Genomic DNA, 24,788 nt, shown 5'->3' on the forward strand with positions numbered 1-24,788 from the left:
AGAAAACGGGGCTTCGGCCCCGTTTTTTATTGCCTGCGCTAAAACCCGGGCTCTTCCATCACCGCGGGTAGATCGCTCCCAGCACGCGTTCGGCGGTGGCGCCAGTGACTGCCGGTAAGTTGCCAGGCAGGCGTGCCACGCATCGCATGGCCAGCCAGGCGAAGGCTAGCGGCTCGACCTGGCTCGGCGGGACGCCGAGCGCATCGGTTGTCATCACCGGTACGCCGCTTACTCCGCTGTCCTCCAACGCCTGATGCAGGGCTCTCAGGATCTCTGGATTGCGCGCCCCGCCGCCACACACATAGACTGCTTTGGCGTCCGATGCATGCCGTTCGATTTCGCGAGCAACCGTTACGGCGGTCAGCGCGACCAGCGTGGCTTGCACGTCGGCCGGGGCGAGGGCGGCGAACGGTTGGAGCTTGGCATCCAGCCATTGCGGGTTGAACAGGTCGCGACCGGTGCTTTTCGGCGGTTGTGCCGAGAAAAACGGCTCGTCGAGCAGCGCGTTCAGTAGCGTGCGATCGACCTGTCCGCTCGCGGCGAAATGGCCGTTTTCGTCGAAAGGCTTGCCGAGATGGCGCTGCGCCCATTCGTCAAGCAGCGCGTTCGCCGGTCCGCAGTCGAAGCCGCGCACGCCGCCGGTCGCGTTCAGGATCGTGATATTGCTGATGCCGCCGAGATTGCACACCACCCGCGTTTCGTCTTTCGCACCGAACACCGTGGCGTGAAACGCCGGCACGAGCGGCGCGCCCTGGCCGCCGGCCGCGACGTCGCGGCTGCGAAAATCGGCGACCACGTCGATGTGCATCATTTCCGCGAGCAGCGCGGGGTTGTTGATCTGCCGCGTGTAACCCTTTTCCGGCCGATGCCGCACCGTCTGGCCGTGTACGCCGATGGCGCGGACTTCCGAGGCCGGCACCCGGCTGCCGCCGAGCAATTCATGGCAGCACACCGTGTAGCGCGTGGCAAGCGCATTGGCGGCTAGCGCCTCACGCTCGATTTCGTTGTCTCCCGGCTGTTGAAGCGCGAACAGCGCGTCGCGCAAGCCTGCCGCGAAACCGACAAACGCCTCGGCCAGCACCACCGGCGGTTTTCCTTTCGCGAATCTGACGGCAACACCGTCCACGCCGTCCATGCTCGTGCCGGACATCAATCCCAGGTACACGCCGTCTGCGGGGTCTTGCGCCACGTTGCTGCTCCTCTCGATGATTCGTTGCGATCTGTTTTAGCAGATTATCGGCGCAAGCGCGGCCGAATATAAAGCGTGACGATGCCAATGGCGCGTCCCGGCAAGCCGAAATCGTGTGCCGACAGCGCGCTTGTGGCGGAGTCAGTGGGCGCGGCGGCGCGCATCTATGGGACAATCTCTTTTTTTCGCGACTTCAAGTTTCCAGCATGAGCACCGAGTCCACCAAGCCCAGCCCCGCCTTCCCGATCACCGACGAAGTCCGTCACGCACTCGCCGTCACCAAACGCGGCGTCGACGAACTGCTGATCGAAGAAGAATTCGCACAGAAGCTCGCGAAGAGCGCGGCCACAGGTGTGCCCCTGCGCATCAAGCTCGGCCTCGATCCGACCGCGCCTGACATCCACATCGGCCATACGGTCGTGCTGAACAAGATGCGCCAGTTGCAGGACCTCGGTCACACGGTGATTTTCCTGATCGGCGACTTCACGTCGCTGATCGGCGATCCGTCGGGCCGCAACGCCACGCGCCCACCGCTCACGCGCGAGCAGATCGAATCGAACGCAAAGACGTATTTCGAGCAGGCAGCACTCGTGCTCGACCGCGACAAGACCGAAATCCGCTACAACAGCGAATGGTCGATGCCGCTCGGCGCCGACGGCATGATCAAACTCGCCTCGCGCTACACGGTGGCGCGGATTCTCGAGCGCGAAGACTTCACCAAGCGCTTCCAGGGCGGCGTGCCGATCTCGATCCACGAGTTCCTGTACCCGCTGATGCAAGGCTACGACTCGGTCGCGCTGAATGCCGACCTCGAACTCGGCGGCACGGACCAGAAGTTCAACCTGCTGGTGGGCCGTGAACTGCAGAAGCAGTACGGTCAGGAACAGCAGTGCATCTTGACGATGCCCTTGCTCGAAGGCCTGGACGGCGTCGAGAAGATGTCGAAGTCGAAGAACAACTACATCGGCATCAGCGAAAAGCCGACGGACATGTTCGGCAAGCTGATGAGCATTTCCGACGTGCTGATGTGGCGTTATTTCGAACTGCTGTCGTTCCGTCCGATGGACGAGATTGCCGGCTTCAAGAAAGAGATCGAAGCGGGCCGCAATCCGCGCGATTTCAAGGTGATGCTCGGTCAGGAAATCGTTGCGCGCTTCCACTCGCCAGCCGACGCCGAACGCGCGCTCGAAGACTTCAATCATCGTGCGAAGGGCGGCGTGCCGGACGATATTCCGGCCGTGACGCTCGCGGGCGCACCGCTCGCAATCGGCCAGTTGCTCAAGCAGGCCAATCTCGTACCGTCGACCAGCGAGGCGCTGCGCAACATCGAGCAGGGTGGCGTGAAGATCGACGGCACGACCGTGTCCGACAAGGGCTTGAAGGTCGAAGCCGGCGAGTACGTCGTGCAGGTCGGCAAGCGCCGTTTTGCGCGCGTCACGCTGACGGCTTGATGGCTCAGCGATAACACGATGGTGACTCGAGCGTTGTTGCACCGGGAGTCGAACCGATGATCGCGCTGATCCAGCGCGTTCGGCGGGCGGAAGTGCGCGTGGATGACCGCATGACCGGCGCAATCGAGGCGGGCCTGCTCGCGCTCGTGTGCGCCGAACGTGGTGACACGGAGGCCGCAGCCGACCGGCTGCTCGCCAAAGTGCTCGGCTACCGCGTCTTCAGCGATGCGGCCGGCAAAATGAATCTCTCCGTGCAGAATCTAGACGGCGCCGGGCGCGCAGGCGGCTTGCTGCTCGTGTCGCAGTTCACTCTGGCGGCCGACACCAACAGCGGCCTGCGCCCCAGCTTCACACCCGCCGCGCCGCCCGACGAGGGTAAGCGGCTATTCGATTACTTCGTCGCCGCAGCGCGCACCAGGCACCCGATCGTCGAGACCGGCGAGTTCGGTGCCGATATGCAGGTGTCGCTCGTCAATGACGGGCCGGTCACGTTCTGGCTGCAGACGAACGCTTGAGATTCAACCGCTGCCGCATGGTGTACTCGGCGGCACGCATCCACTCCTCCAGCCGCTTTTTGCGACAATAGCGGCTCGGCATAACCGGCTACTGGCGCCCACGCTCATTCCATGACCACGCAGATTCTGTTCATCCGCCACGGCGAGACCGACTGGAACCGCATCAAGCGCATTCAAGGTCACATCGACATTCCGCTCGCGACAACCGGCCTCGCACAGGCACAACGCCTTGCACGCCGTATCGCGAGTGAGGTGAAAGAGGGCGCACGGCTCGACGCGATCTATTCGAGCGATCTGCAACGTGCCCAGCAAACGGCGCAGCCGATCGCCGACGCGCTCGGCTTGCCGCTGCAACTGCGTGAAGGTTTGCGTGAGCGTTCGTACGGCGCGTTCCAGGGGCATGACAGCGACGAAATCGCGATCCGCTTCCCGGACGAGTACGCGCACTGGCAAACCCGCGACGCGGGCTTCGCGCCGCCCGAGGGTGAATCGCAGCGCACGCTTTACCATCGTGTGCTGCATGCAATCGAGCCGCTGGTGGCCGCGCATCCGGGTGGACGGATTGCTGTCGTCGCGCATGGCGGTGTGCTCGATTGCGTGCGTCGTTTTGCGTGCAGTTTGTCGCTCGACGCACCGCGCGATTACGCGTTGCTGAACACGAGCGTCAACGTGGTGGATTATGCCGACGACGCCAGCAAGGCAACGATCGTGTCATGGGCAGACGTGTCGCATCTCGACACGCCGAGCGACGACGATAGCTTCAAAAAGAGCGCGCCGGAACCGGGGCGTTAAACAGCGCGACTCTGACTTCAACTCGCGCATCCGGCTCAGGGTGCGGCCGAATCCCATATGCCGGCGATGGGGCTCGAAGCGTCCGGCGCAGCGAGGCCGAAATGCCGGTACGTGAGCAGCGTGGCGACGCGGCCACGCGGCGTGCGCTGCAGGAAGCCCTGCTGGATCAGATACGGTTCGAGCACGTCTTCGATCGTGTCGCGCTCTTCGCCGATTGCCGCTGCCAGATTGTCGACGCCGACCGGGCCACCGTCGAATTTGTGCAGGATCGCCTCGAGTAGTTTGCGGTCCATCAGGTCGAAGCCGACCGCGTCCACGTCGAGCATTTTGAGCGCCGCGTCGGCCACTTCCGCGGTGATGTTGCCGTCCGCTTTTACCTCGGCGAAATCGCGCACACGGCGTAACAGCCGGTTCGCGATCCGCGGCGTGCCGCGTGCGCGCTTGGCGATTTCGAATGCGCCATCCGGATGAATCTGCGCATGCAGCAATGAGGCTGAACGCGTGACGATGCGCGCCAATTCTTCGGCGTTATAAAACTCGAGCCGCGCGACGATACCGAAGCGGTCACGCAGCGGATTGGTCAGCATACCCGCGCGGGTGGTTGCGCCGACCAGCGTGAACGGCTGCAGATCCAGCTTCACGCTGCGCGCGGCCGGTCCTTCGCCGATCATGATGTCGATCTGATAGTCCTCCAACGCCGGATACAGAATTTCTTCGACGACCGGCGAGAGCCGGTGGATTTCGTCGATGAACAGCACGTCGTTGGCTTCGAGATTGGTGAGCAGCGCGGCGAGGTCGCCGGCGCGTTCAAGCACCGGGCCAGACGTTTGCCGCAGATTGACACCCATTTCCCGCGCGATGATGTGCGCGAGCGTGGTCTTGCCGAGACCCGGCGGCCCGAACAGCAGAACGTGGTCGAGCGATTCCGACCGGCGCTTGGCGGCCTCAATGAAAATTTCCAGCTGACCGCGCACTTTTTCCTGCCCGACATATTCTTCGAGCTGGCGCGGGCGCAACGCACGCTCGAACGCTTCTTCGTTCGGCGAGACGGGCGTGGCCGCGATGATGCGCTCGGCGGCGAGTTTGTCGGTTTCGATCATGCGGTCATTGTACCGCGCCCCGCCCGTTGCGAAACTCGGCCGAACGGCCAGGGTGTGCGCCGCGCCGCCGTGTGCGAAGCTTTACTTGTCGCACGCCGCGCCACCGTCACGGCACGAGCTTTTAACCCTTGGACAACGCCTTCAACGCGAGCTTAATGCCCTCGGAAACACCTGTGCCCGCCGGCACGTTCTTGACGGCCGCCAACGCTTCTTTTTCGGAGTAACCCAATGCGATCAGTGCGTTCAGGATGTCGGACGCGTGGTCGGATGCCGACGCCGCGCCCGCGAGCGCGCCCAGGTCGGCGCCGATCTTGCCCTTCAGTTCGAGGAGCAGCCGCTCCGCTGTTTTCTTGCCGATACCCGGCACACGAGTCAGCCGCGCTGCGTCCTGCATCGTGACGGTCTGCGCCAGCTCATGCACGCTCATGCCGGAGAGCACGGCGAGCGCCATACGCGCGCCAATGCCGGTGATCTTCAGCAATTCGCGGAAGGTCGAGCGTTCCTCGGCGGTGCCGAAACCGTACAGCAAATGCGCGTCTTCGCGCACGATCATTTGCGTGAGCAACACGACGCGTTCGCCGGTCGAGGGCAGGTTGTAGAACGTGCTCATCGGCACATCGACTTCGTAACCGACCCCGTTGCAGTCGACGAGTAGATGCGGCGGGTTTTTTTCCAGCAGAACGCCGGCAATGCGACCGATCATGGCGGATTCAATCTTGAGAGAAAGGGCGAGTGTAGCGCAGTGGATGCGCGGCGGGCGTGGCAGCGTGGTGGCGCGCAGGCAAGCTGCGCAGTAGCGCGCTGCATTATGCGCGATCGCGGTTGACCAGCGTGTTGCAGCCCCCTAGACTGAGATCCCTTTTGGCGGGTTCTCGCCCGGCACAACCAGAAGGAGCTTCCATGCTGAGCCTCACCACTCTCGCGCTGTTTGCCGGCGCCTGTCTCGCGTTGACCGCCACGCCCGGCCCCGACATGCTGCTGATCGCTTCGCGCAGCGTGAGCCAGGGGCGTCCGGCTGGTTTCGCCTCGTTAGCGGGCATTCTGGTCGGCACTTACTGTCATGCACTGGCCGCCGCATTTGGTCTGTCGCAGCTGTTTCTGGCCGTGCCGATGGCTTACGACGTCGTGCGTTTCGCTGGCGCCGCCTACCTGCTCTATCTCGCGTGGAAAACGTTCCGCACGCAAGGCACCGTGCTGTCGCCGAATTCTTCGATGAGTCGTTATCCGATCGGCCGCATCTTCCGGCAGGGTCTCTTCACCAATTTGCTGAATCCCAAAGTCGCGCTGTTCGTGCTCGCGCTGTTTCCGCAGTTCGTGCGGCCCGAAGCGGGCTCGGTGGCGCTGCAGATCATGGTGCTCGCGACCGTGCTGAATCTGATCGGCTTCTGTGTGAACGGCGCTGTGATTCTGATGGCGAGCAAACTGAGCCGCAAGCTCAGTGCGGGGCGCAGGCCGTCGCGCGTGCCGCAGTATCTGTTGGGGACGGTGTTTGCCGGACTAGCTTGCCGGTTGGCGCTGGCGAGCCGGAACTGAGGGCCTAGCCCACCAACCGTCCGCGCCGCACCCGCAGGCCTTTCTTCGCGAGCGACGGCGCAATGCCGCCGAGCGTGCTAAGCGTCGAGCCCCCATGTGCGTGGCAAATCGCCATGCCAAGGGCGTCGGCAGCATCGGTGCCGGGCACGCCGGAGAGGTTGAGCAGCCGCACCACCATCTGCTGCATCTGCTCCTTGGTCGCGCGGCCATAACCGACCACAGCCTGCTTCAACTGCAAGGCCGTATATTCGGCAACCGGCACGCCGCCCGCCACCAGTCCGCAGATCGCCGCGCCGCGCGCCTGACCAAGCAGCAGGGTGGATTGCGGGTTGACGTTGACGAACACCTTTTCAATCGCCGATTGATCCGGCGAATGCTGACGGATCAGGGTCGAAATGCCTTCGAAAATGGTGCCGAGGCGCGAGGGCAGATCGGCGTCGGCGGTTTTGATCACGCCGCTTGCGACGTAGCTGAGCGTGTGTCCGGTTTGATCGATTACGCCAAAGCCGGTCACGCGCAAGCCGGGGTCGATGCCGAGAATTCTCATGAGGTGCCGCGTATGCGGTGAAAAGCAGGTGCTTGCGATACTACAACGAACGCGCCGTGTGGCGGTCGGTGCCCCGAAACAAAACGGCCCGGCGGAAAACTCCACCGGGCCGTTTCGCTCAAACTACGTTAGCGACTACCGCATCACAAAGAGCCACGCGGTGTCTGCGAAGCCGAATTCAATGCCGGAAGTGACGCACGCCGGTCAACACCATCGCGATGTTGTGCTCGTCTGCTGCACCGATCACTTCGTCATCACGCATCGAGCCGCCCGGTTGAATCACGCAGGTCGCGCCTGCTGCGACCACCACGTCCAACCCATCACGGAACGGGAAGAAAGCATCCGACGCCACGGCCGAACCCGTCAACGTCAAACCAGCGTTTTGCGCCTTGATGCTCGCGATACGCGCCGAGTCCACGCGGCTCATCTGGCCCGCGCCGACGCCGAGCGTCATGCCGTTGCTGCAGAACACGATCGCGTTCGACTTCACGTACTTCGCGACACGCCACGCGAACAGCAGGTCGTCCATTTCCTTCGGTGTCGGGTGACGCTTCGTGACCACGCGCAATTCGTGCGGCTGCACGTTCTTCGAATCGAGCGATTGCACCAGCAGGCCGCCGCCGACGCGCTTCAGATCGAACGCGTTATGGCCTTCGCCCAAGGCGATTTCCAGCAGACGCACGTTCTGCTTGGCCGCGAACACCTGACGAGCCGCCGCGCTGAACGACGGTGCGATCAGCACTTCGACGAACTGCTTGGCCACGGCTTGCGCCGCCGTTTCGTCGACTTCACGGTTGAACGCGATGATGCCGCCGAACGCCGAGGTCGGATCGGTCTGGAACGCCTTTGCATACGCTTCGTTCGCGTCCGCGCCGACAGCCACGCCGCACGGATTCGCGTGCTTGACGATCACGCAGGCCGGCACGTCGAACGTCTTCACGCATTCCCACGCTGCGTCGGAATCGGCGATGTTGTTGTACGACAGTTCCTTGCCTTGCAACTGGTTGTAATTCGCCAGTGCACCGGCCGGCACCGACAGATCGCGATAGAACGCAGCGCTCTGATGCGGGTTTTCGCCGTAGCGCAGATCCTGGACCTTGTCGAACGCCAGGTTAAACGTAGCCGGGTAAGTATTGCGCGACGAGTGTTGCAATTCGTCGGTCAGGCTCGTCAGGTAGTTCGTGATCGCGCCGTCGTACTGCGCGGTGTGTGCGAAGACCTTGGTGGACAGACGGAAATTGGTCTTGTACGAGACTGCGTTGCTATTCGCGCGCATTTCGTCGAGCACGACCGCGTAATCCGCCGGATCGACCACGACCGTCACGTCGCGATGATTCTTCGCGGCGGAGCGCAGCATGGTCGGGCCGCCAATGTCGATGTTCTCGATGGCGTCTTCCAGCGAGCACTCTTCTTTCGACACGGTCTGCACGAACGGGTACAGATTCACGACCAGCAGGTCGATCGTCGGGATGTCGTGTTTCTCAAGCGCTGCCATGTGTTCCGGCAGGTCGCGGCGCGCGAGAATGCCGCCGTGGACCTTCGGATGCAGCGTTTTCACGCGCCCGTCCAGCATTTCCGGGAAGCCCGTGTAGTCGGCGACTTCGGTGACGGAGAGGCCCGCGTCCGCGAGCAGTTTCGCGGTGCCGCCGGTCGACAGGATCTTGACGCCGAGGTCAGACAGCGACTTGGCGAAGTCGACGATGCCGGACTTGTCGGAAACAGAGATGAGCGCTTGCTTGATCATGATGAAGACGAAAAGCCGAAGGGAAACGTGGCAGGGCGCCTGAAACTACAACGAACTACAACAAACCGTGCTGTTGCAGTTTCTTGCGCAGCGTATTGCGGTTGATGCCGAGATACTCGGCGGCCAGCGACTGGTTGCCGCCGGCCTGCTCGAGCACCACTTCGAGCAAGGGTTTTTCCACGCATGAAATAACCATGTCGTAGACGTCATGCGGATTGGAGCCGTCGAGATCCTGGAAATACATTCCCAGGCTGTCGCGGACAGATTGTTCGATATTGTTCTTGCTCATGCTGCTAGTCGGTCGGTATGGTCCGGCTCGCCGTCGTTCTTGCTGAGCGTCTCGTCGACGTAGACGAGGCGGTCGGAAATCGCCTTTTGGGCGTCGAAGAACTCGTTGACGGCGAGGAGTTGTTCGCGCGTGGTGTCCAGCGTATTCATGCGGTGCCGGAACACGTTGGCGCCAGAAAGGCCGCGAGTGTACCAGCCGATATGCTTGCGCGCAGTGCGCACGCCCGTAAATTCGCCGTAGAACGCGTAGTGATCTTCGAGATGCTCGTTCATCACCTGCTGGATTTCGTCGATGCGCGGCGGCGGCAGCAACTCACCCGTTTGCAGGAAATACTCGATCTCGCGGAACAGCCACGGACGCCCCTGGGCGGCGCGGCCGATCATGATGGCGTCGGCGCCGGTGGCGGCGAGCACTTCACGGGCTTTTTGCGGCGATGTGATGTCGCCATTGGCGACCACCGGAATGCGCACCGCTGCTTTGACGGCAGCGATGGTTTCGTATTCGGCGTCGCCGTGATACAGGTCGGCGCGCGTGCGGCCGTGCACGGTCAGCATGGAAATGCCGGCGGCTTCGGCCAGACGTGCGACCGTCAAAGCGTTTTTGTTGTCACGATCCCAGCCGGTGCGGATCTTCAGCGTGACGGGCACGGCATCCGGGCCCACGCCCACGGCGCCCACCACCGCCTCGACGATTCGCTGCACGAGCGGTTCGTTCTGCAGCAAGGCGGAACCCGCGGCCACGTTGCACACCTTCTTGGCCGGGCAGCCCATGTTGATGTCGATGATCTGCGCGCCGTTCGCCACGTTGTAGCGCGCGGCTTCGGCCATCATGGCCGGATCGGCGCCGGCGATCTGCACGGCGATCGGCTCGACCTCGCCCGTGTGGTTGGCACGGCGCATGGTTTTTTCGCTTTTCCACAACTGCGCGTTCGAGGCGACCATTTCCGAGACCGCATAGCCTGCGCCCAGCCGTTTGCACAGCTGGCGGAACGGCCGGTCGGTTACGCCGGCCATGGGGGCGACGAACAGGTTGTTACGCAGATTGTGGGAGCCGAGAGTGGGCATGACTTGGACGCGCTTGTGTCCGATTGTTAAGTTTCTGTCAATCGAAGCTTGCGCGAAATGCGAAGGAAAACCGCCATTTTAGCGTTAACGGATAGTCGACACCCGACTTGAGTCTGTCGTAACTCATTAAATCTTCTATGAAAGTGGTCCGGTTCATAGAACCGGACCCGTTCGCGCGGCGCCGCTTATGTGCTTGGTACGACGCCTAAAAAGGCTGCACTACTGAGACCGTTGGGCGCGAACGGGCGTTGCGTTCAGCGGCGTTGGCCGAACATCATTTGCCGCGCAAGCGCGGTTTTCACCGGCGGCACGAATTCGAGCGCGGTGAGAGCGAGGCCGCGCAAGGCGGCGAGCGGCGGGAAGTCGACGGTGAAAAGGCGCGCTAACGTGTCGGTTGCGCCGATCGTCAGACGACGGTCGAGCGCGCGGCGTTGCGCGAACGTCGCGAGAGCCAGCGGGGTGGGACCTTCCGCCGACAAGGCGTCGGCGAGCGCGTGCGCGTCGCGCAAGCCCAGGTTCAGACCCTGACCTGCCACCGGATGCAGCGTCTGCGCCGCATTGCCGATTGCGACGACATGGCCGTTGACCAGCGTATCGACCGCGTTCAGTCCCAGCGGGAACGACGCGCGTCCCTTGATTTGCGTAAAGCGGCCCATGCGGTCGCCGAATGCAGTGCCGAGTTCAAGCAGGAATTCGTCGTCGGAGAGTTGTGCGCGTCGCGCGGCTTCGTCGGGGGCGCAGCACCAGACCAGCGCGTAATTCGCGCCGCGCACGCCGCCCATCGGCAGCAGCGCGATCGGCCCTTGCGACGTGAAGCGCTCCCACGCCACATGCGGTTGCGGTGCCGACACGGTGACCGTGCCGACCAGCGCAGTCTGCCCGTAATCGCGCGTACCACCGCCTGCGCTGCTGCCGGCGCTCCCGGCGGCTTTCTGTTTCTGGTCGCCGAACAGGCCGCCTTCGGCACTCACCAGAATTCGCGTGCGCAAATTGCGTGTGACACCGGCGGTTTCGATCGGCAGCGCGACGCCGTCGAGGTCCTGAGTCGGCGCCGTGGCGGACGTCGAGCGGAACCAGTGCACTGAGCTCGCGTGCACGGCTTCGGCGAGACCATGCACGATCGAGCCATAACGCAGCACGTAGCCGAGCGCCGGCAAGCCGTGCTCGCTGTGGTCGATCAGCGTGCGGCCGAAATGGCCGCGCTGCGATACGTGGATGCGCTGGATCGCGGTGGCGTCGGCGGGCCAGCGCAGCGGCTCGAGAATCATCCGGCTGCCGTGCGAGACGGCGATCGCGCGCGGATCGGCAATCGAATCTTCCGGCTCGCGCGCGTCGATCAGCGCGATCTTCAGCGCCTGCGTCGCGCTGCGGCGCGCCAGCCAGCCGGCAAGCGCCAGCCCCACCGGCCCGGCGCCGACGATCGTCACGTCGAAATCGAAGCCATGGTCGGACGCGGCGGGTTTCAGAATCACCGTCGACTGGGAAACGTCGTTCATTGCGGGTTGCTTCCTTGGGTTACTGCCTGGCTTACTGCCTCGGTTACTGCTTTGCTGCCTGGGCTGCGCGGGCTTCCTGCATCAGCGCCTCGATCTCATCGGCGGCCACCGGGACGTCGCGTGTGATCAGCTCGCAACCCGCCGCCGTGACGATCGCGTCGTCTTCAATGCGGATGCCGATGTTCCAGTAGCGCTCGGGCACGCCTTCGGTCGGACGGATGTACAGACCGGGCTCGATGGTCAGCGTCATCCCCACCTGCAGCGTGCGCCACGGTAGCGCGCCCGCTTCGTCGCGCGGCGCGCCGCGTTCGCGGTAGTCGCCGACGTCGTGCACGTCCATGCCGATCCAGTGGCCGGTGCGGTGCATATAGAACGGCGCATAGGCGCGCTCGGCGATCACCTGGTCGACCGAGGCGAACTTCGCGCGGTCGATGATGCCGGTGTCGAGCAGGCCTTGCGACAGCACGCGCACGGCGGCCTGGTGCGGGTCGTCGAAGGTCGCGCCGACACGGGTGGCGTCGACCGCAGCCTGCTGCGCGGCCAGCACGATGTCGTACAACTCGCGCTGCGCCGGCGTGAAGCGGCCGCTCGCCGGGAAGGTGCGGGTGATGTCGGATGCGTAGCCGTCAAGTTCGCACGCGGCGTCGATCAGGATCAGGTCGCCGTCCTGGGCGATCGCGTTGCCGGCCGGGTAGTGCAGCACGCAGGCATTGGCGCCCGCGGCGACGATCGACGTGTAAGCCGGCGCCTGCGCGCCGAATTTGCGGAAGGTGTAGAGCAGCTCGGCTTCGAGTTCGTATTCGCGCACGCCGGGGTGGCAGGCGGCCATTGCGCGGCGATGCGCCTGGGCGGAAATCTGCCCGGCGCGACGCATGATGGCGAGTTCGTGGGGATCCTTGATGAGCCGCATGTCGTCGAGCAACGGGACCAGATCATGCGCGGCCGTGGGCGCGGCGACGCCGCTGCGGCCCAGCGAGCGCACTGCGTCGAGCCAGCCGCGCACCTGTTCGTCCAGTTCCGCCGACGTGCCGAGCGCGTAATGCAGCGATGGCTTGTCGGCGAGAATGCGTGGCAGCTGCGCGTCGATTTCATCGACAGGGAACGCGGCGTCGAAGCCGAATGCCTCGCGTGCGCCCTCCGGCCCGAAACGGAAGCCTTCCCACGTCTCGCGCTCGACATTCTTCTCGCGACAGAACAGGATCGAGGCCGGTTCGCCAGGCGCGGCGCTGGCGTCGAGCACCAGCCACGCCTCGGGTTCCGTGAAGCCCGTCAGATAGTAGAAGTAGCTATCGTGCCGGTAGGGGTAGTCGGCATCCCGGTTGCGCAGCTTTTCCGGCGCAGTGGGGACGATGGCGACGCCCCCACCCGTCGCGCGCAGCGCGGCGAGGACGCGCTCGCGGCGCGTGCGGTAGACGTCGATGGCGATGGTGGGTTCGGTCGGCTGGTTCATCGTGAGATTGTAGCGCCCAATTCGGAGACTTATTTTGCGCGGATACTGGCGGGGAGAGGTGGTCGCCCCAGTCACGTTAGCCGTTTGGCCGGGTAGACGGCATGCTGGCATCGCGGCAATGTTGCAATCCATCCACAGCGAGCATCCATGCGGCTTGCGAAGCGACTGCGCTGTGCTCGGGAATGCCGCTGACCACTTATACTTTCGCCGAATTCAAGAAAAGGCAGATGGTAATGATGAAACTCATCGGTTCGCTCGCCAGCCCGTTCGTGCGCAAAGCGCGGATCGTTCTGGCCGACAAGAAGATCGACTACGAACTCGTGCCCGAGAACGTCTGGGCGCCGGATACCACGATTCACACCTTCAATCCGATCGGCAAGGTGCCGTGCCTCGTGATGGAAGACGGCGAAGCGGTGTTCGACTCGCGGGTGATCTGCGAATACGTGGATACGCTGTCGCCGGTCGGCAAGCTGATTCCGCCGTCTGGGCGCGAGCGCGTCGAAGTGCGCTGCTGGGAGGCGCTCGCCGACGGCATGCTGGACGCCGCTGTGCTGATTCGCCTTGAAAGCACCCAGCGCGCGCCCGAACAGCGCGTGGACGCGTGGGTCGCGCGGCAGCAACGCAAGATCGACGAAGGCCTGATTGCCATGTCGCAAGGCCTGGGCACCAAGCCGTGGTGCACGGGAAATCACTACACGCTCGCGGACATCGCAGTGGGTTGCGCGCTGGGCTACCTCGATTTCCGCATGCCTCAATTGAACTGGCGCGAAGGGTATCCGAATCTGGATAAACATTTCCAGAAACTGTCGCTGCGTCAGTCGTTCATTGATACGGTGCCGGCGGATTGAGCGAAGTACGCGTTGCCGCTCAGCGGTGCGGTTGTCTGGAATCGCACCGCCCGCAATTTCGCTAAATTGCAAAATGATGTCATTGATGCTTTCATAAGCATAAATTTAAGCTTACGTTTGTGGTAAAAGTGCGCCTACCCGTCAGGCGCATTTTTTTTGTCTGTCGCGTGGCGTAATGGTTTATGCAATCGACATACGTGGAGTTTTTCTCCCGTGATATGCGGCCATTGCGAATGGGCGGTGCATTAAAACGCACCGTCGATATTAATAACGTCCGCAAAAGAGACTTCCACCATGAAATCGTACCGCTTTGTCATTGCCGCTTCTGCCTGTGCGCTGTTTGCTGCGTGCTCGAACGTCAGCAACGTTAATCCGACTGCCCTGATCCAGTCCGGCCAGCAGGCCGCTCAGGCCGCCACACTCAGCGATGCTGACGTGCGTGCGCTGACCGACAAGTCGTGCGCGCAGCTGGATAGCGAAAATCAGATTGCCGCCGCGAACAGCAAGTATCAGAAACGCCTGAACAAGATTGCCGCGCAGCTGGGCAACAACATCAACGGCGTGCCGGTGAACTACAAGGTCTACATGACCAAGGACGTCAATGCATGGGCGATGGCCAACGGTTGCGTGCGCGTCTACAGCGGCCTGATGGACATGATGAACGACAACGAAGTGCGCGGTGTGGTCGGCCACGAGATGGGCCACGTTGCCCTAGGTCATACGAAGAAGGCGATGCAGGTTGCGTACGCGACTTCAGCGGCGCGTTCGGTGGCATCGTCGGCGGGTGGTGTGGCGGGGGCGTTGTCCGGTTCACAACTCGGCGATTTCTCCGAGAAGCTGATTAATGCGCAATTCTCGCAAACCCAGGAAAGCGCCGCCGACGATTATTCATTCGACTTGCAGAAAAAGAAGAATCTCGATCCGTCGGGATTGGTGACGGCGTTCAACAAGCTTGCCCAACTGGATGGCGGCAAGTCGAGCATGTTGAGTTCGCATCCGGCTTCACCGGCGCGTGCACAACATATTCAACAGCGGATCGCATCGAATCAGTAAAGCCTGATTTACTATAAGCGCGCGCTCACGGGGTTCCGGAGCGCGCGCTTTTCTATTGGGGAGAGATTTACCGCTGCGCTTTCACGTATAAACGGCATGCGCGCAGTCACGCCGTTTATCGCGAGTTATTTCTTACCGTTTTGCCGCCGCGTAATCCCCGGTCCGAATGCAAACCCGAACGCCAGCAGCAATAACGAAACCGCCAGCACCGTGTTATTGCCACTCGTCACATAGGGCGTGCTGCCCGAGGTGCCTTGCACCGTCACGTCGAGCGAGCCGATCGTGAACGGCGTCAGGCGCCCGATCACCTTGCCGTTGGCGTCGATCGCGGCGGTCATGCCGGTGTTGGTGGCGCGCAGCATCGGCCGGCCGGTTTCAAGCGAACGCATGCGTGCAATCTGCAGATGCTGATCCAGTGCGATCGTGTCGCCGAACCAGGCGAGATTGGTCGAGTTGACCAGTACGCCCGCGGGCGTGTCGCTCTCGCGGATGTTCCGCGCGATCTCCTCGCCAAAAATATCCTCGTAGCAGATGTCGACGGACACCGGCTGGTTATGCACGATAAACGGCTTCTGCACCGGCGCGCCGCGCGCGAAATCGCCGAGCGGAATGCGCATCAGATTCACGAACCAGCGAAAGCCCCACGGCACGAATTCGCCGAATGGCACGAGATGGTGTTTGTCGTAGCGATATATATCGCGCGTGCCCGGCGTGACGCCGAACAGGCTGTTCGTGTAGTCGACTACCTGGCCTTCCGGCGTGATCGTGCCGCCGATCGCGCCGAACACGATCGCGGTGCCCGTCGTGTCTGAAAAGTTGCGCACCGCCGAGGCGAACTGCGGCGGCAATTGCTGCGCGAGCACCGGAATGGCGGTTTCCGGCGTGACGATCAGGTCGGCGGGCTTCGACGTGATCATCTGCTGATACTGGTCGATCGCGGCGCGCATGCCGGATTCTTCGAACTTCATTTCCTGTTTGACGTTGCCCTGCAGGAGGCGCACCGTCAGCGGCGCGTTGGCGGGCAGAGTCCATTGCGCGAGCGGCAGCAGCAGGCCGGCCGCGATCAGCGCAACCGCGATTCCCCCGGGCACAGCAACGCGTGCGATGCCGCGTTTGGCCTCATTGCCGCCATTGGCGGTATCGAGCTGCCCGCGCGCAGGCACCAGCGGCATCAGCGCCTGCACGATCAAAGCCGCGACCAGCGCCAGCATCCAGCCGACGCCGTACACGCCCGCCACGGGCGCAAACCCGGCGAACGGGCCGTCTACCTGCGCATAACCACTCGAGAGCCACGGAAAACCGGTGAACACCGTGCCGCGCAACCATTCACCGATCGCCCACGCGCTCGCAAACGCCAGCGCGCCGTGCCAGGTCGGCGAGAACGGTTTGTCGGTATCGGATGCGCCGTTGCGCGCATGCCCCGCGCAGAACGACCAGACGCCGGCAGCCAGCGCCGGATACACCGCCAGGTACAAGGTGAACAGCACGACTGCCGCGCCCGCGAGGGGGGCGGCCATGCCACCGTAGTCGTGCATGCTGACGTAAAGCCACCACACGCCGGTGACGTAATTGCCGAAGCCGAATGCGCCGCCCGTCAGCGCGGCGCTTTTCCAGCCGGTCGTTCGCGTGAGCCATGCGAAAAAGAACGCGAAGATCACGAGTTCGAGCCAGCCGCCGTGGGGCGTTGGCGCGAACGAAAGCGTATTGGCCGCGCCGGCGGCCAGCGCAACGAGGTAATGCCAGCGGGGTAGTGCACGGCCGCGCGCCTCCTGGGTGGCAGGGGCGACAGGGGCACTCACGCCGCGGCGCGAACGGGATGTAATCGGGTCGGCCATTGTTGCGCGGTCGGCGTGAGGAGTTGAAGAGGCGAAGAAAAGGAGCGGATCAGGTCTGCACGTGCTGTGCTTCGCGCTCGCGCTGGCCCGCGAGCGGGTCGCGGCGCACCAGCAGCATGTGAATCTGGCGGGCGTCGCCGCGCAGAATCTCGAAGATCAGATCGTCGAGACGGACTTTTTCGCCGCGATGCGGCACCCGTCCGAAATGATGCGTGACGAGACCGCCGATCGTATCGACTTCGTCGTCCGGGAAATGCGTGCCGAAGGCTTCGTTGAACTGCTCGATCTCCGTGAGTGCGCGCACGCGGAAGCGGCCGTCCGGCGAGGCGATGATGTTGCCGCTTTCCTCGTCGAAATCGTATTCGTCTTCGATATCGCCGACGATCTGTTCCAGCACGTCTTCGATCGTGATCAGGCCGGCCACGCCGCCGTATTCGTCGACCACCACCGCGAGGTGATTGCGATTCACGCGGAAATCATGCAGCAGCACGTTCAGGCGCTTGGACTCCGGGATGAAGACGGCGGGGCGCAGCATGCCGCGCACGTCGAATTCGTCTTCCGCGTAGTAGCGCAGCAGGTCTTTCGCGAGCAGCACACCAATGATGTTGTCGCGATTGCCTTCGAATACCGGATAGCGCGAGTGCGCTTTTTCCAGCACGTAGGGGATGAATTCGGCGGGATTGTCCGCGATGTTGATCGCGTCCATTTGAGCGCGCGGCACCATGATGTCGCGGGCGCTGAGTTCGGACACCTGGAATACGCCCTCGATCATCGACAGCGAGTCGGCGTCGATCAGGTTGCGCTCGTGCGCGTCCTGCAGAATTTCCAGAAGTTCGGCCCGCGAGTCGGGCTCGGGCGAGATGAAGTCGGTCAGACGCTCAAGAAGTGAGCGTTTTTCCTGTGGTTTGTCGCTAGTTCGGTGTCGACTGGGATACGTGTCGTTCATGGTAGTGCGCCCGGCGAGACTGGGCGCGCTGTTGCAGAGCATTAAGGATACACCAGGCACATGGCAGGACCGTGTCCCGCCGGGCTGGGCGATGAGTGAAGCAGTGATGAACCCGCCCGGCCGCGTGCGGTGGGCATGGGTCAATCCTAACTGATTACGCGAGGAAAAGCGTTTTCGAGCAAAAAAGTAAGGATCGAGCGGTGCGCCGACCTGCGCGCGGCTGCGTCTGCGCTTATTGCGCCGAGCCCTGGCCCGTTTGCCGGTCAGCGTCATGACCGGCCTCGCGCCTTTCTTCGCGGCAACGCTCGAGCAGTGCTTCGAGCGCACGGTCGGGCATGCCGCTTTCGCGCAGCGCGTGGACGGTGCGGCTGACGTAGTCGAGCGTGGTGCCGTAGCGGCCGCTCGCGCAGCCGAACACGGTTTTGACGACCTCGTCGCGCAGTTTGCCGGTGTAGGTCGGCACGTCGCGCCGCATCACGAACGCGAGCGCGTCGACGCGCCGGCCGTCAGCGAGCACGCACGGCAGCCACGTCGGGCGGTACGAACCCATCGGCATTTCGCGGCGCCACAGTGCTTCCAGATGCGGCATCGCGCCCTCGGCGGCGAGGCGGAAGGCGATGCCGGAGCACGAGCCGCCGCGATCGAGCGCGAGCACGAGACCCGGCTGTTCGGGCGTGCCGCGATTCACGCGCGACCACAGATACAGTCCGCGGTGATAACCATGCACTTTCGAGCGGGCCGCTTCGACGGAAGGCAGACCGGGATTCCAGATCAGCGAACCATAACCGAACAGCCACAGATCGCTCTTGCGGTCCCAGTCGCGCAACGTGCATTCGAGCGATGCGCGCAACTCCTCCTCAGTCAGCAGCCGCGGCTCGCCGAGCGCGGGCGGGTAGTCCGGGCAGGGCGTGCTTCGCGTATCGGTTTCAGGGGAGGACGTGCTCACGGTAGTTTCTGACGGAGAGGGTAAAGAGGTTGGGAAAGACTATTGGTAAGGATCCGGGAAACCGAGCTTGCCGAGGATTTCGGTTTCGATCGCTTCCATCTCCTCGGCTTCTTCCTCGACCTCGTGGTCGTAGCCTTGTGCGTGCAAGGTGCCGTGCACCAGCAGATGCGCGTAGTGTGCGATCAGCGGCTTACCCTGTTCGGCGGCTTCTTTTTCGACTACCGGACAGCACAGGATCAGATCGCCCGTCACCGGATCGTCTTCCGATTCGGCGTACGCAAACGTCAGCACATTGGTGGAGTAATCCTTGCCGCGATAGGTGCGGTTCAGCGTGCGGCCTTCTTCGGCATCGACGAAACGCACGGTCAGCTCGCCGTCCGCGAAGAGCGCCGCCTTGATCCAGCCGGCCACGGTGGCGCGCGGCAGCAGCGCCTTATGTTCCGGCCAGGTCTTGGCGGCGGGGAATTGCAGATTCAACGTCAGTTTCGGTGCGCGGCTCATGCTTGATCGGTTTGTTGCCTGGTTTGCTGCGGCCTGTCCAGTGGAGTTCGGCGCAAAATTAACGACGCAGATTGGCGACGTAAATTAACGACGCAATCTAGCGCGAATCCGCCGGACTGGCGGTTTTCTGCGAATGCGCATCGTACGCCTCCACAATTCGCGCGACCAGCGGATGCCGCACCACGTCCGCGCTCGTGAAGCGCGTGAGCGCGATGCCGCGCACGTCCGCCAGCACCTGCTGCGCTTCGATCAACCCGCTCTTGTGACCACGCGGCAAGTCGACCTGAGTCGTGTCGCCGGTGACCACGGCCTTCGAGCCGAAGCCGATCCGCGTGAGGAACATCTTCATCTGTTCGGGCGTCGTGTTCTGCGCTTCGTCGAGGATGATGAATGCGTGATTCAGCGTGCGGCCGCGCATGTACGCGAGCGGCGCGATTTCGATCATCTGCCGCTCGAACATCTTGGCGGTCTTGTCGAAACCGAGCAGGTCGTACAGCGCGTCATACAACGGACGCAGATACGGATCGACCTTCTGTGCCAGATCGCCCGGCAGGAAGCCGAGGCGTTCGCCCGCTTCGACGGCCGGGCGCGTCAACACGATGCGTTTAACCTGATCGCGCTCCAGCGCGTCCACCGCGCAAGCCACCGCGAGATAGGTCTTGCCCGTTCCCGCCGGACCGATGCCGAACGTCACGTCGTGCGAAATGATCTGCTTCAGATATTCGCGTTGCATCGGCGTGCGGCCGCGCAGGTCGGCGCGGCGCGTGTACAGCTTCGGGCCGAGTTCTTCGAGGTCGTCGTCGCCGCTGTCGGCGGGCTGATCGAACGGGTGATCCGGATTGCCCGGAAAGCGCGGGTCCAGCGCTTCCGCGCTGTGGCCGTTGCCGTTCGCGCGATGGCGTGCCGGCTGACGCACTTCAACGAGCGCGAGCTGGATGTCGTCGACCGACAGAGGCTTCTGCGAGTTGTCGTAGAACTTTTCGAGCGCGGTGAGCGCGAGTTTCGCGCCACGCCCGCGAATCGTGATGCGGTGGCCACGGCGTTGCAGCGTCACGTCGAGCGCCTGCTCGATCTGCCGCAGATTTTCGTCGAGCGGTCCGCAGAGGTTGGCGAGCCGCGCGTTGTCGTCGCGCGGAGCGGTGAATTCCAGATGCTGCTGAGTGGTCTTCAAGGCGGAGGATCGATCCTGTGGGGTTCGTGACGCTGGCTGGCGTCGCTCAGTGGGTGGTTGCGGGCGCGTCGTCGTGCACCAGCACGAGCTCGCCACGTAACGAATGTGGGTACGCATGGACGATTTTCACGTCCACCATCTGGCCGATCAGCCGCGCGTGCGACGCGATCGGCGCCGGGAAATTCACCACGCGGTTGTTCTCGGTACGGCCCGCGAGTTCGTTCGGGTCCTTGCGCGCCGGGCGCTCGACCAGAATCCGCTCGATCTTGCCGACCATCGAATCGCTGATGCGCTGCACGTTTTCTTCGATCGTAGCCTGCAAATATTGCAGACGTTTGAGCTTCACTTCACGCGGGGTGTCGTCGTGCAGATTCGCGGCCGGCGTGCCGGGACGCGGGCTGTAGATGAACGAGAAGCTGGTGTCGTACTTCATCTCGTGGACCAGCGCCATCATCTTGTCGAAGTCTTCTTCCGTCTCGCCCGGGAAGCCGACGATCATGTCCGTCGACAACGACAGGTCAGGGCGGATCGCGCGCAGCTTGCGGATCACCGACTTGTATTCGAGCACCGTGTAGCCGCGCTTCATCGCCATCAGGATGCGGTCGGAGCCGTGCTGCACCGGCAGATGCAGGTGGCTGACGAGCTTCGGCACCTTGGCGTACGTGTCGATCAGGCGCTGCGTGAATTCCTTCGGATGCGAGGTGGTGTAGCGAATCCGTTCGATGCCCGGAATGTCCGCGACGTATTCGATCAACTGGGCGAAGTCGGCGATTTCCGACGAACCGAGCGTGATGCCGGCGCGGTAAGCATTCACGTTCTGGCCGAGCAGCGTGACTTCACGCACGCCCTGGTCGGCGAGGCCGGCGATTTCAGTCAGCACGTCGTCGAGCGGTCGCGACACTTCTTCACCGCGCGTGTACGGCACGACGCAGTAGCTGCAGTACTTGCTGCAACCTTCCATGATCGACACGAACGCGCTCGCGCCATCCACGCGCGCCGGCGGCAGGTGATCGAACTTTTCGATTTCCGGGAACGAGATGTCGACCTGAGCGCGGCCGCTTTCGCGGCGCTTGTCGATCATTTGCGGCAGACGGTGCAGCGTTTGCGGCCCGAATACGAGATCGACATACGGTGCGCGCGCGACGATCGATGCGCCTTCCTGGCTCGCCACGCAACCGCCCACGCCGATGATCAGATTCGGGTTCGCCTCTTTCAACTCGCGCACACGGCCGAGTTCGGAGAAGACTTTCTCCTGCGCTTTTTCGCGCACCGAGCAGGTATTGAAGAGAATAACGTCCGCGTCTTCCGGGGTATCGGTCTTGACGAGGCCTTCAGCCGCGCCGAGTACGTCGACCATTTTGTCGGAGTCGTACTCGTTCATCTGGCAGCCGTAGGTCTTTACATAAACTTTCTTGGTCATCGATTTTCGCCGGTCGCAGTGGTTAACCTGGGGGCGTCGTTTAAAAGGTGGAGAGAGGTGAAAACGTGCGGACGGCCCCGCAGGGCAGCGCCTGGGCTTGCTTGAGCCCGCTTGGGCCTGCTTGGACCTATTCCGGTCCACTTTCAATGCACGTTTGCAGCGTAGCTCAATATTATAGCCCTTCACCGGATGCGGTTTCCGCGGCGGCCTGAGCTCGGGGCCGCTCCGACGGCAAGCCCAGCAGGCTTTCCAGTTCGTCCGACACTTGTGCGAAGCGTTCGCTCAGAAAATCGAGCAGCACGCGCACGCGCGGCGCCATGAAGCGGTTGCGGTGGTAGAGCGCGTGCAGCGGCGCGTCCGGGTAGCGCCATTCGGGCAACAGGATTTTCAGGCAGTCGCCGCGCAAGTCCGCTTCCACGTCCCACATCGATTTGATGACGATCCCGTAGCCGCGCCGCGCCCATTCGCGGGCCACCGCGCCGTCGTTGGTTTCCCGCGACGTTTCGAACGGCACCGTGTAGTGCTGCACTTCCTCGCCGCGCGTGAAACGCCATTCGTTGGCCGGGCCGGATGCGGTTCCGAGCACGATGCAGTCAAAATTCGCCAGATCGTGCGGGTCCTTCGGCTCGCCCTTGCGCGCGATGTAGTCCGGCGACGCGCACAGCACACGGCGGTTCGGCGCCAGCTTGCGGGCGATGAGCGAGCTGTCCTGCGGCACGCCGAAGCGGATCGCCAGATCGATGTCTTCCTGCACCAGATTCGATAGCGAATCCGACAGCGTCAGCGCGAACGTGACTTCCGGGTAGAGCGCGTTGAACTCGTCGAGCCAGTGCATCAGCAGGTTGCGCCCGAAGTCCGAGGTCGCGGAGATCCGCACCTTGCCGCGCACCACGCCCTGGCCGGCTTGCAGGGCGGCCTCGGCGTCGTCGAGCGACTGCAGCGCCTGGCGGCAGCAGTTCAGGTAGAGGCGGCCTTCGTCCGTGAGCCTCAACTGGCGGGTGGTGCGCTCGAACAGGCGCGTTTTCAGGCCGGTTTCGAGTTTGGCCAGCCGCGCGCTGGCGGCGGCTGGCGTCAGACCCATCTTGCGGCCCGCCGCCGACAGGCTGCCTTGCTGCGCCGCTTCGACGAACAGGCGGATATCACCGAGGTTATCCATCGTGATCTTTCAAAACAATTTGAAAATGTTTCAAATGCTACGCCAATTATCAAATCGACGTGTTGCGCCCACAATGCACTCCTCGTAAACCCTTGTGCTCAGTGCAGCCCACGCCATGCAACTCGATCACGCAACGATCGTCACCGCCGACCTCGACACCGCCCGACGTTTCTTCGTCGACGTCGCCGGGCTGACGGCGGGCGCGCGTCCGCCGTTTTCGATCGATGGCTACTGGCTGTATGCAAACGGCCGGCCAGTGATTCATCTGATCGATGAGACGGTTCCCGCCGTAGCGGGCAGGGCCGCGCCGCGCATCGACCATGTCGCCTTCCGGCTGGAGAGTGCCGACGAGTGGGTGGCGCTCCTGCGGCGCCTGCATGCGGCCGACATGCCTTATCAGCTTGCCGAGGTGCCACAGATGGGGCCGCAGCAAGCCGAACTGCAGTTGTTCGTCGCACTCGCGCCGGGTGTGGTCATCGAATTCGTCACGGCGCTGCGCACCGCCCATCGTGGCTAACACGCTCAACTTTAGAACCTGGAGTAGAAAAATGCCCATTCCATTACTGGCGCTCGCAATCAGCGCTTTCGCGATCGGCACGACCGAGTTCGTGATCATGGGCTTGTTGCCCGAGGTCGCGCGTGATCTGGCTGTGTCGATTCCGTCGGCCGGTTTGCTGGTGAGCGGCTATGCGCTCGGCGTCGCCGTCGGTGCGCCGCTGCTCGCGGTGGTCACCAGCAAGATGCCGCGCAAGCTCGCGTTGCAGTTGCTGATGGGCGTGTTCATCGTCGGCAATACGTTGTGCGCGGTCGCATCGGACTATTCGGTGCTGATGATTGCGCGCGTGGTGACGTCGTTTGCGCATGGCTCGTTCTTTGGCATCGGCGCAGTGGTGGCGGCTTCGCTCGTGCCGGCCGAAAAGCGGGCAAGCGCCATTGCGCTGATGTTCACCGGTTTGACGCTCGCGAATGTGCTCGGCGTGCCGTTCGGGACGTTCGTCGGCCAGGAGTTTGGCTGGCGTGCGGCGTTCTGGATCGTCAGCGCATTTGGCGTGCTGTCGCTGGCGGGCGTGTCGTTGCTGGTGCCGAATCGCCATGATTCCGGCCCGGTTGGCCTGGGTCACGAGGTGCGCGTGCTGAAGGACCCGCAAGTCTGGACGGCGCTCGCGATGACGGTGCTAGGTTTCGGCGGTGTGTTTGTCGTGTTCACCTACATCGCGCCGATTCTGGAGCAAGTGAGCGGTTTTTCGCCGCGTGGCGTGACGCTGATTCTCGTGCTGTTCGGCGTCGGTCTTACCATTGGCAACACCGTGGGCGGCAAGCTTGCGGATCGGGCTTTGATGCCTTCGCTGATGGGCATTCTCGTGGCGCTCGCGGTGGTGATGGCGATCTTCGCGCGGACCAGCCACTCGCAGGTGGCGGCGGCGATTACCATTTTCGTGTGGGGCATTGCGGCGTTCGCAACGGTGCCGCCGTTGCAGATGCGTGTGGTCGAGAAGGCCGCTGCTGCGCCGAATCTGGCTTCGACGCTGAATATCGGCGCCTTCAACGTGGGCAACGCGGGCGGCGCGTGGCTCGGCGGACTGGTGATCAATCACGGTCACTCGCTCGATACGCTGCCGTGGGTCGCAGCGGCGGTTAGCGTGGTGGCGTTGTTGCTCACGTGGTTCGCGGCGCGGATGGATGCGCCGGCAAGGACCGTGGCGCAAAGCGCCTGAGTTTGAGCGGGCGCACCCGACGTCCCA

At 63.3% G+C, this 24,788-nt stretch carries 24 protein-coding genes; 8 read left to right on the forward strand and 16 right to left on the reverse strand.

Annotated elements, in window-relative coordinates:
* Nucleotides 1–58 precede the first annotated feature (58 nt).
* Nucleotides 59–1,189: an anhydro-N-acetylmuramic acid kinase gene (locus R8871_RS12325; RefSeq protein ID WP_175050744.1), complete on the reverse strand. Its 1,131-nt coding sequence runs from the start codon at nt 1,187–1,189 to the stop codon at nt 59–61.
* 206 nt (nt 1,190–1,395) lie between these two features.
* On the opposite strand from R8871_RS12325, the gene tyrS reads away from it, so the two are divergent.
* From tyrS to R8871_RS12340, 3 genes are all read left to right on the forward strand, one after another.
* Nucleotides 1,396–2,640 carry a tyrosine--tRNA ligase gene (tyrS, locus tag R8871_RS12330; protein ID WP_175050745.1) on the forward strand — a complete coding sequence of 415 codons (1,245 nt, stop codon included), beginning with the start codon at nt 1,396–1,398 and terminating at the stop codon, nt 2,638–2,640.
* 56 nt (nt 2,641–2,696) lie between these two features.
* The gene (gene dtd / locus R8871_RS12335; protein WP_175050746.1) at nt 2,697–3,155 is read left to right on the forward strand and encodes a D-aminoacyl-tRNA deacylase; all 459 of its coding nucleotides are present in this window, start codon (nt 2,697–2,699) and stop codon (nt 3,153–3,155) included.
* A gap of 111 nt (nt 3,156–3,266) precedes the next feature.
* On the forward strand, nt 3,267–3,947 hold the full coding sequence (locus R8871_RS12340; RefSeq protein ID WP_175050747.1) for a histidine phosphatase family protein: 681 nt from the start codon (nt 3,267–3,269) through the stop codon (nt 3,945–3,947).
* A 35-nt stretch (nt 3,948–3,982) separates the two neighbouring features.
* Here R8871_RS12340 and ruvB read toward each other — a convergent pair whose 3' ends face one another.
* Nucleotides 3,983–5,047, reverse strand: coding sequence for a Holliday junction branch migration DNA helicase RuvB (gene ruvB, locus R8871_RS12345; RefSeq protein WP_175050748.1), 1,065 nt, complete (start codon nt 5,045–5,047; stop codon nt 3,983–3,985).
* Between the two features lie 121 nt (nt 5,048–5,168).
* Nucleotides 5,169–5,750, reverse strand: a complete 582-nt coding sequence (ruvA, locus tag R8871_RS12350; protein WP_093635484.1) for a Holliday junction branch migration protein RuvA — start codon at nt 5,748–5,750, stop codon at nt 5,169–5,171.
* A gap of 197 nt (nt 5,751–5,947) precedes the next feature.
* Here ruvA and R8871_RS12355 point away from each other — a divergent pair, with 197 nt between their 5' ends.
* Nucleotides 5,948–6,580 carry a LysE family translocator gene (locus R8871_RS12355; RefSeq protein ID WP_175050749.1) on the forward strand — a complete coding sequence of 211 codons (633 nt, stop codon included), beginning with the start codon at nt 5,948–5,950 and terminating at the stop codon, nt 6,578–6,580.
* 4 nt (nt 6,581–6,584) lie between these two features.
* Here the strand turns inward: R8871_RS12355 and ruvC are convergent, their stop codons facing one another.
* The 6 genes from ruvC to R8871_RS12385 form a co-directional block, all read right to left on the reverse strand.
* Entirely contained in the window at nt 6,585–7,127 is a 543-nt protein-coding gene (ruvC, locus tag R8871_RS12360) for a crossover junction endodeoxyribonuclease RuvC (RefSeq protein WP_097390381.1), read from the reverse strand.
* Between the two features lie 178 nt (nt 7,128–7,305).
* The gene (purH, locus tag R8871_RS12365; RefSeq protein WP_175050750.1) at nt 7,306–8,871 is read right to left on the reverse strand and encodes a bifunctional phosphoribosylaminoimidazolecarboxamide formyltransferase/IMP cyclohydrolase; all 1,566 of its coding nucleotides are present in this window, start codon (nt 8,869–8,871) and stop codon (nt 7,306–7,308) included.
* 55 nt (nt 8,872–8,926) lie between these two features.
* A complete protein-coding gene (locus R8871_RS12370) occupies nt 8,927–9,160 on the reverse strand; it encodes a Fis family transcriptional regulator (RefSeq protein ID WP_007180440.1) in 234 nt (77 codons plus the stop codon).
* The gene (dusB, locus tag R8871_RS12375; protein ID WP_175050751.1) at nt 9,157–10,224 is read right to left on the reverse strand and encodes a tRNA dihydrouridine synthase DusB; all 1,068 of its coding nucleotides are present in this window, start codon (nt 10,222–10,224) and stop codon (nt 9,157–9,159) included. The genes R8871_RS12370 and dusB overlap by 4 nt, the downstream gene beginning before the upstream one ends.
* 254 nt (nt 10,225–10,478) lie before the next feature.
* Complete coding sequence (locus tag R8871_RS12380; protein ID WP_175050752.1) at nt 10,479–11,720, reverse strand: UbiH/UbiF/VisC/COQ6 family ubiquinone biosynthesis hydroxylase; 1,242 nt, start codon at nt 11,718–11,720, stop codon at nt 10,479–10,481.
* A 43-nt stretch (nt 11,721–11,763) separates the two neighbouring features.
* The gene (locus R8871_RS12385) at nt 11,764–13,170 is read right to left on the reverse strand and encodes an aminopeptidase P N-terminal domain-containing protein (RefSeq protein ID WP_175050753.1); all 1,407 of its coding nucleotides are present in this window, start codon (nt 13,168–13,170) and stop codon (nt 11,764–11,766) included.
* A 233-nt stretch (nt 13,171–13,403) separates the two neighbouring features.
* Between R8871_RS12385 and R8871_RS12390 the strand changes: the two genes are divergently transcribed.
* Both R8871_RS12390 and loiP read left to right on the forward strand, forming a co-directional pair.
* On the forward strand, nt 13,404–14,018 hold the full coding sequence (locus R8871_RS12390; RefSeq protein WP_175050754.1) for a glutathione S-transferase C-terminal domain-containing protein: 615 nt from the start codon (nt 13,404–13,406) through the stop codon (nt 14,016–14,018).
* Between the two features lie 294 nt (nt 14,019–14,312).
* Nucleotides 14,313–15,071: a metalloprotease LoiP gene (gene loiP, locus R8871_RS12395; RefSeq protein ID WP_175050755.1), complete on the forward strand. Its 759-nt coding sequence runs from the start codon at nt 14,313–14,315 to the stop codon at nt 15,069–15,071.
* Between the two features lie 125 nt (nt 15,072–15,196).
* Here loiP and lnt read toward each other — a convergent pair whose 3' ends face one another.
* The 7 genes from lnt to R8871_RS12430 form a co-directional block, all read right to left on the reverse strand.
* On the reverse strand, nt 15,197–16,906 hold the full coding sequence (gene lnt / locus R8871_RS12400; protein WP_175050756.1) for an apolipoprotein N-acyltransferase: 1,710 nt from the start codon (nt 16,904–16,906) through the stop codon (nt 15,197–15,199).
* A gap of 49 nt (nt 16,907–16,955) precedes the next feature.
* Entirely contained in the window at nt 16,956–17,852 is an 897-nt protein-coding gene (locus R8871_RS12405) for an HlyC/CorC family transporter (RefSeq protein WP_175050757.1), read from the reverse strand.
* Nucleotides 17,853–18,084: 232 nt separating this feature from the next.
* Nucleotides 18,085–18,798 (reverse strand): gamma-glutamylcyclotransferase, encoded by a 714-nt coding sequence (locus tag R8871_RS12410; protein WP_175050758.1) that lies wholly within the window; start codon nt 18,796–18,798, stop codon nt 18,085–18,087.
* Between the two features lie 39 nt (nt 18,799–18,837).
* Entirely contained in the window at nt 18,838–19,299 is a 462-nt protein-coding gene (ybeY, locus tag R8871_RS12415; RefSeq protein WP_054034485.1) for an rRNA maturation RNase YbeY, read from the reverse strand.
* Between the two features lie 97 nt (nt 19,300–19,396).
* On the reverse strand, nt 19,397–20,470 hold the full coding sequence (locus tag R8871_RS12420) for a PhoH family protein (RefSeq protein ID WP_175050759.1): 1,074 nt from the start codon (nt 20,468–20,470) through the stop codon (nt 19,397–19,399).
* Between the two features lie 46 nt (nt 20,471–20,516).
* A complete protein-coding gene (gene miaB / locus R8871_RS12425; protein ID WP_175050760.1) occupies nt 20,517–21,890 on the reverse strand; it encodes a tRNA (N6-isopentenyl adenosine(37)-C2)-methylthiotransferase MiaB in 1,374 nt (457 codons plus the stop codon).
* A 172-nt stretch (nt 21,891–22,062) separates the two neighbouring features.
* Entirely contained in the window at nt 22,063–23,046 is a 984-nt protein-coding gene (locus R8871_RS12430) for a LysR family transcriptional regulator (protein WP_175050761.1), read from the reverse strand.
* A 115-nt stretch (nt 23,047–23,161) separates the two neighbouring features.
* Between R8871_RS12430 and R8871_RS12435 the strand changes: the two genes are divergently transcribed.
* Both R8871_RS12435 and R8871_RS12440 read left to right on the forward strand, forming a co-directional pair.
* Nucleotides 23,162–23,563, forward strand: a complete 402-nt coding sequence (locus tag R8871_RS12435) for a VOC family protein (RefSeq protein ID WP_175050762.1) — start codon at nt 23,162–23,164, stop codon at nt 23,561–23,563.
* Between the two features lie 31 nt (nt 23,564–23,594).
* Nucleotides 23,595–24,761: an MFS transporter gene (locus R8871_RS12440; RefSeq protein ID WP_175050763.1), complete on the forward strand. Its 1,167-nt coding sequence runs from the start codon at nt 23,595–23,597 to the stop codon at nt 24,759–24,761.
* The last annotated feature ends 27 nt before the right edge of the window (nt 24,762–24,788 follow it).

It is taken from the genome of Paraburkholderia sediminicola, from assembly GCF_902859805.1.
GTDB lineage: Bacteria > Pseudomonadota > Gammaproteobacteria > Burkholderiales > Burkholderiaceae > Paraburkholderia > Paraburkholderia sediminicola.

What these genes read in the sequence shown, in the direction of transcription:
- ruvC (WP_097390381.1), bottom strand. Translation starts at nt 7,127, where the DNA reads ATGAGAATTCTCGGCATCGACCCCGGCTTGCGCGTGACCGGCTTTGGC.
- R8871_RS12435 (WP_175050762.1), top strand. Translation starts at nt 23,162, where the DNA reads ATGCAACTCGATCACGCAACGATCGTCACCGCCGACCTCGACACCGCC.
- dusB (WP_175050751.1), bottom strand. Translation starts at nt 10,224, where the DNA reads ATGCCCACTCTCGGCTCCCACAATCTGCGTAACAACCTGTTCGTCGCC.
- R8871_RS12430 (WP_175050761.1), bottom strand. Translation starts at nt 23,046, where the DNA reads ATGGATAACCTCGGTGATATCCGCCTGTTCGTCGAAGCGGCGCAGCAA.
- miaB (WP_175050760.1), bottom strand. Translation starts at nt 21,890, where the DNA reads ATGACCAAGAAAGTTTATGTAAAGACCTACGGCTGCCAGATGAACGAG.
- lnt (WP_175050756.1), bottom strand. Translation starts at nt 16,906, where the DNA reads ATGGCCGACCCGATTACATCCCGTTCGCGCCGCGGCGTGAGTGCCCCT.
- R8871_RS12380 (WP_175050752.1), bottom strand. Translation starts at nt 11,720, where the DNA reads ATGAACGACGTTTCCCAGTCGACGGTGATTCTGAAACCCGCCGCGTCC.
- tyrS (WP_175050745.1), top strand. Translation starts at nt 1,396, where the DNA reads ATGAGCACCGAGTCCACCAAGCCCAGCCCCGCCTTCCCGATCACCGAC.
- ybeY (WP_054034485.1), bottom strand. Translation starts at nt 19,299, where the DNA reads ATGAGCCGCGCACCGAAACTGACGTTGAATCTGCAATTCCCCGCCGCC.
- R8871_RS12390 (WP_175050754.1), top strand. Translation starts at nt 13,404, where the DNA reads ATGATGAAACTCATCGGTTCGCTCGCCAGCCCGTTCGTGCGCAAAGCG.
- purH (WP_175050750.1), bottom strand. Translation starts at nt 8,871, where the DNA reads ATGATCAAGCAAGCGCTCATCTCTGTTTCCGACAAGTCCGGCATCGTC.
- ruvB (WP_175050748.1), bottom strand. Translation starts at nt 5,047, where the DNA reads ATGATCGAAACCGACAAACTCGCCGCCGAGCGCATCATCGCGGCCACG.
- loiP (WP_175050755.1), top strand. Translation starts at nt 14,313, where the DNA reads ATGAAATCGTACCGCTTTGTCATTGCCGCTTCTGCCTGTGCGCTGTTT.
- R8871_RS12385 (WP_175050753.1), bottom strand. Translation starts at nt 13,170, where the DNA reads ATGAACCAGCCGACCGAACCCACCATCGCCATCGACGTCTACCGCACG.
- R8871_RS12355 (WP_175050749.1), top strand. Translation starts at nt 5,948, where the DNA reads ATGCTGAGCCTCACCACTCTCGCGCTGTTTGCCGGCGCCTGTCTCGCG.
- R8871_RS12405 (WP_175050757.1), bottom strand. Translation starts at nt 17,852, where the DNA reads ATGAACGACACGTATCCCAGTCGACACCGAACTAGCGACAAACCACAG.
- dtd (WP_175050746.1), top strand. Translation starts at nt 2,697, where the DNA reads ATGATCGCGCTGATCCAGCGCGTTCGGCGGGCGGAAGTGCGCGTGGAT.
- ruvA (WP_093635484.1), bottom strand. Translation starts at nt 5,750, where the DNA reads ATGATCGGTCGCATTGCCGGCGTTCTGCTGGAAAAAAACCCGCCGCAT.
- R8871_RS12370 (WP_007180440.1), bottom strand. Translation starts at nt 9,160, where the DNA reads ATGAGCAAGAACAATATCGAACAATCTGTCCGCGACAGCCTGGGAATG.
- R8871_RS12340 (WP_175050747.1), top strand. Translation starts at nt 3,267, where the DNA reads ATGACCACGCAGATTCTGTTCATCCGCCACGGCGAGACCGACTGGAAC.
- R8871_RS12440 (WP_175050763.1), top strand. Translation starts at nt 23,595, where the DNA reads ATGCCCATTCCATTACTGGCGCTCGCAATCAGCGCTTTCGCGATCGGC.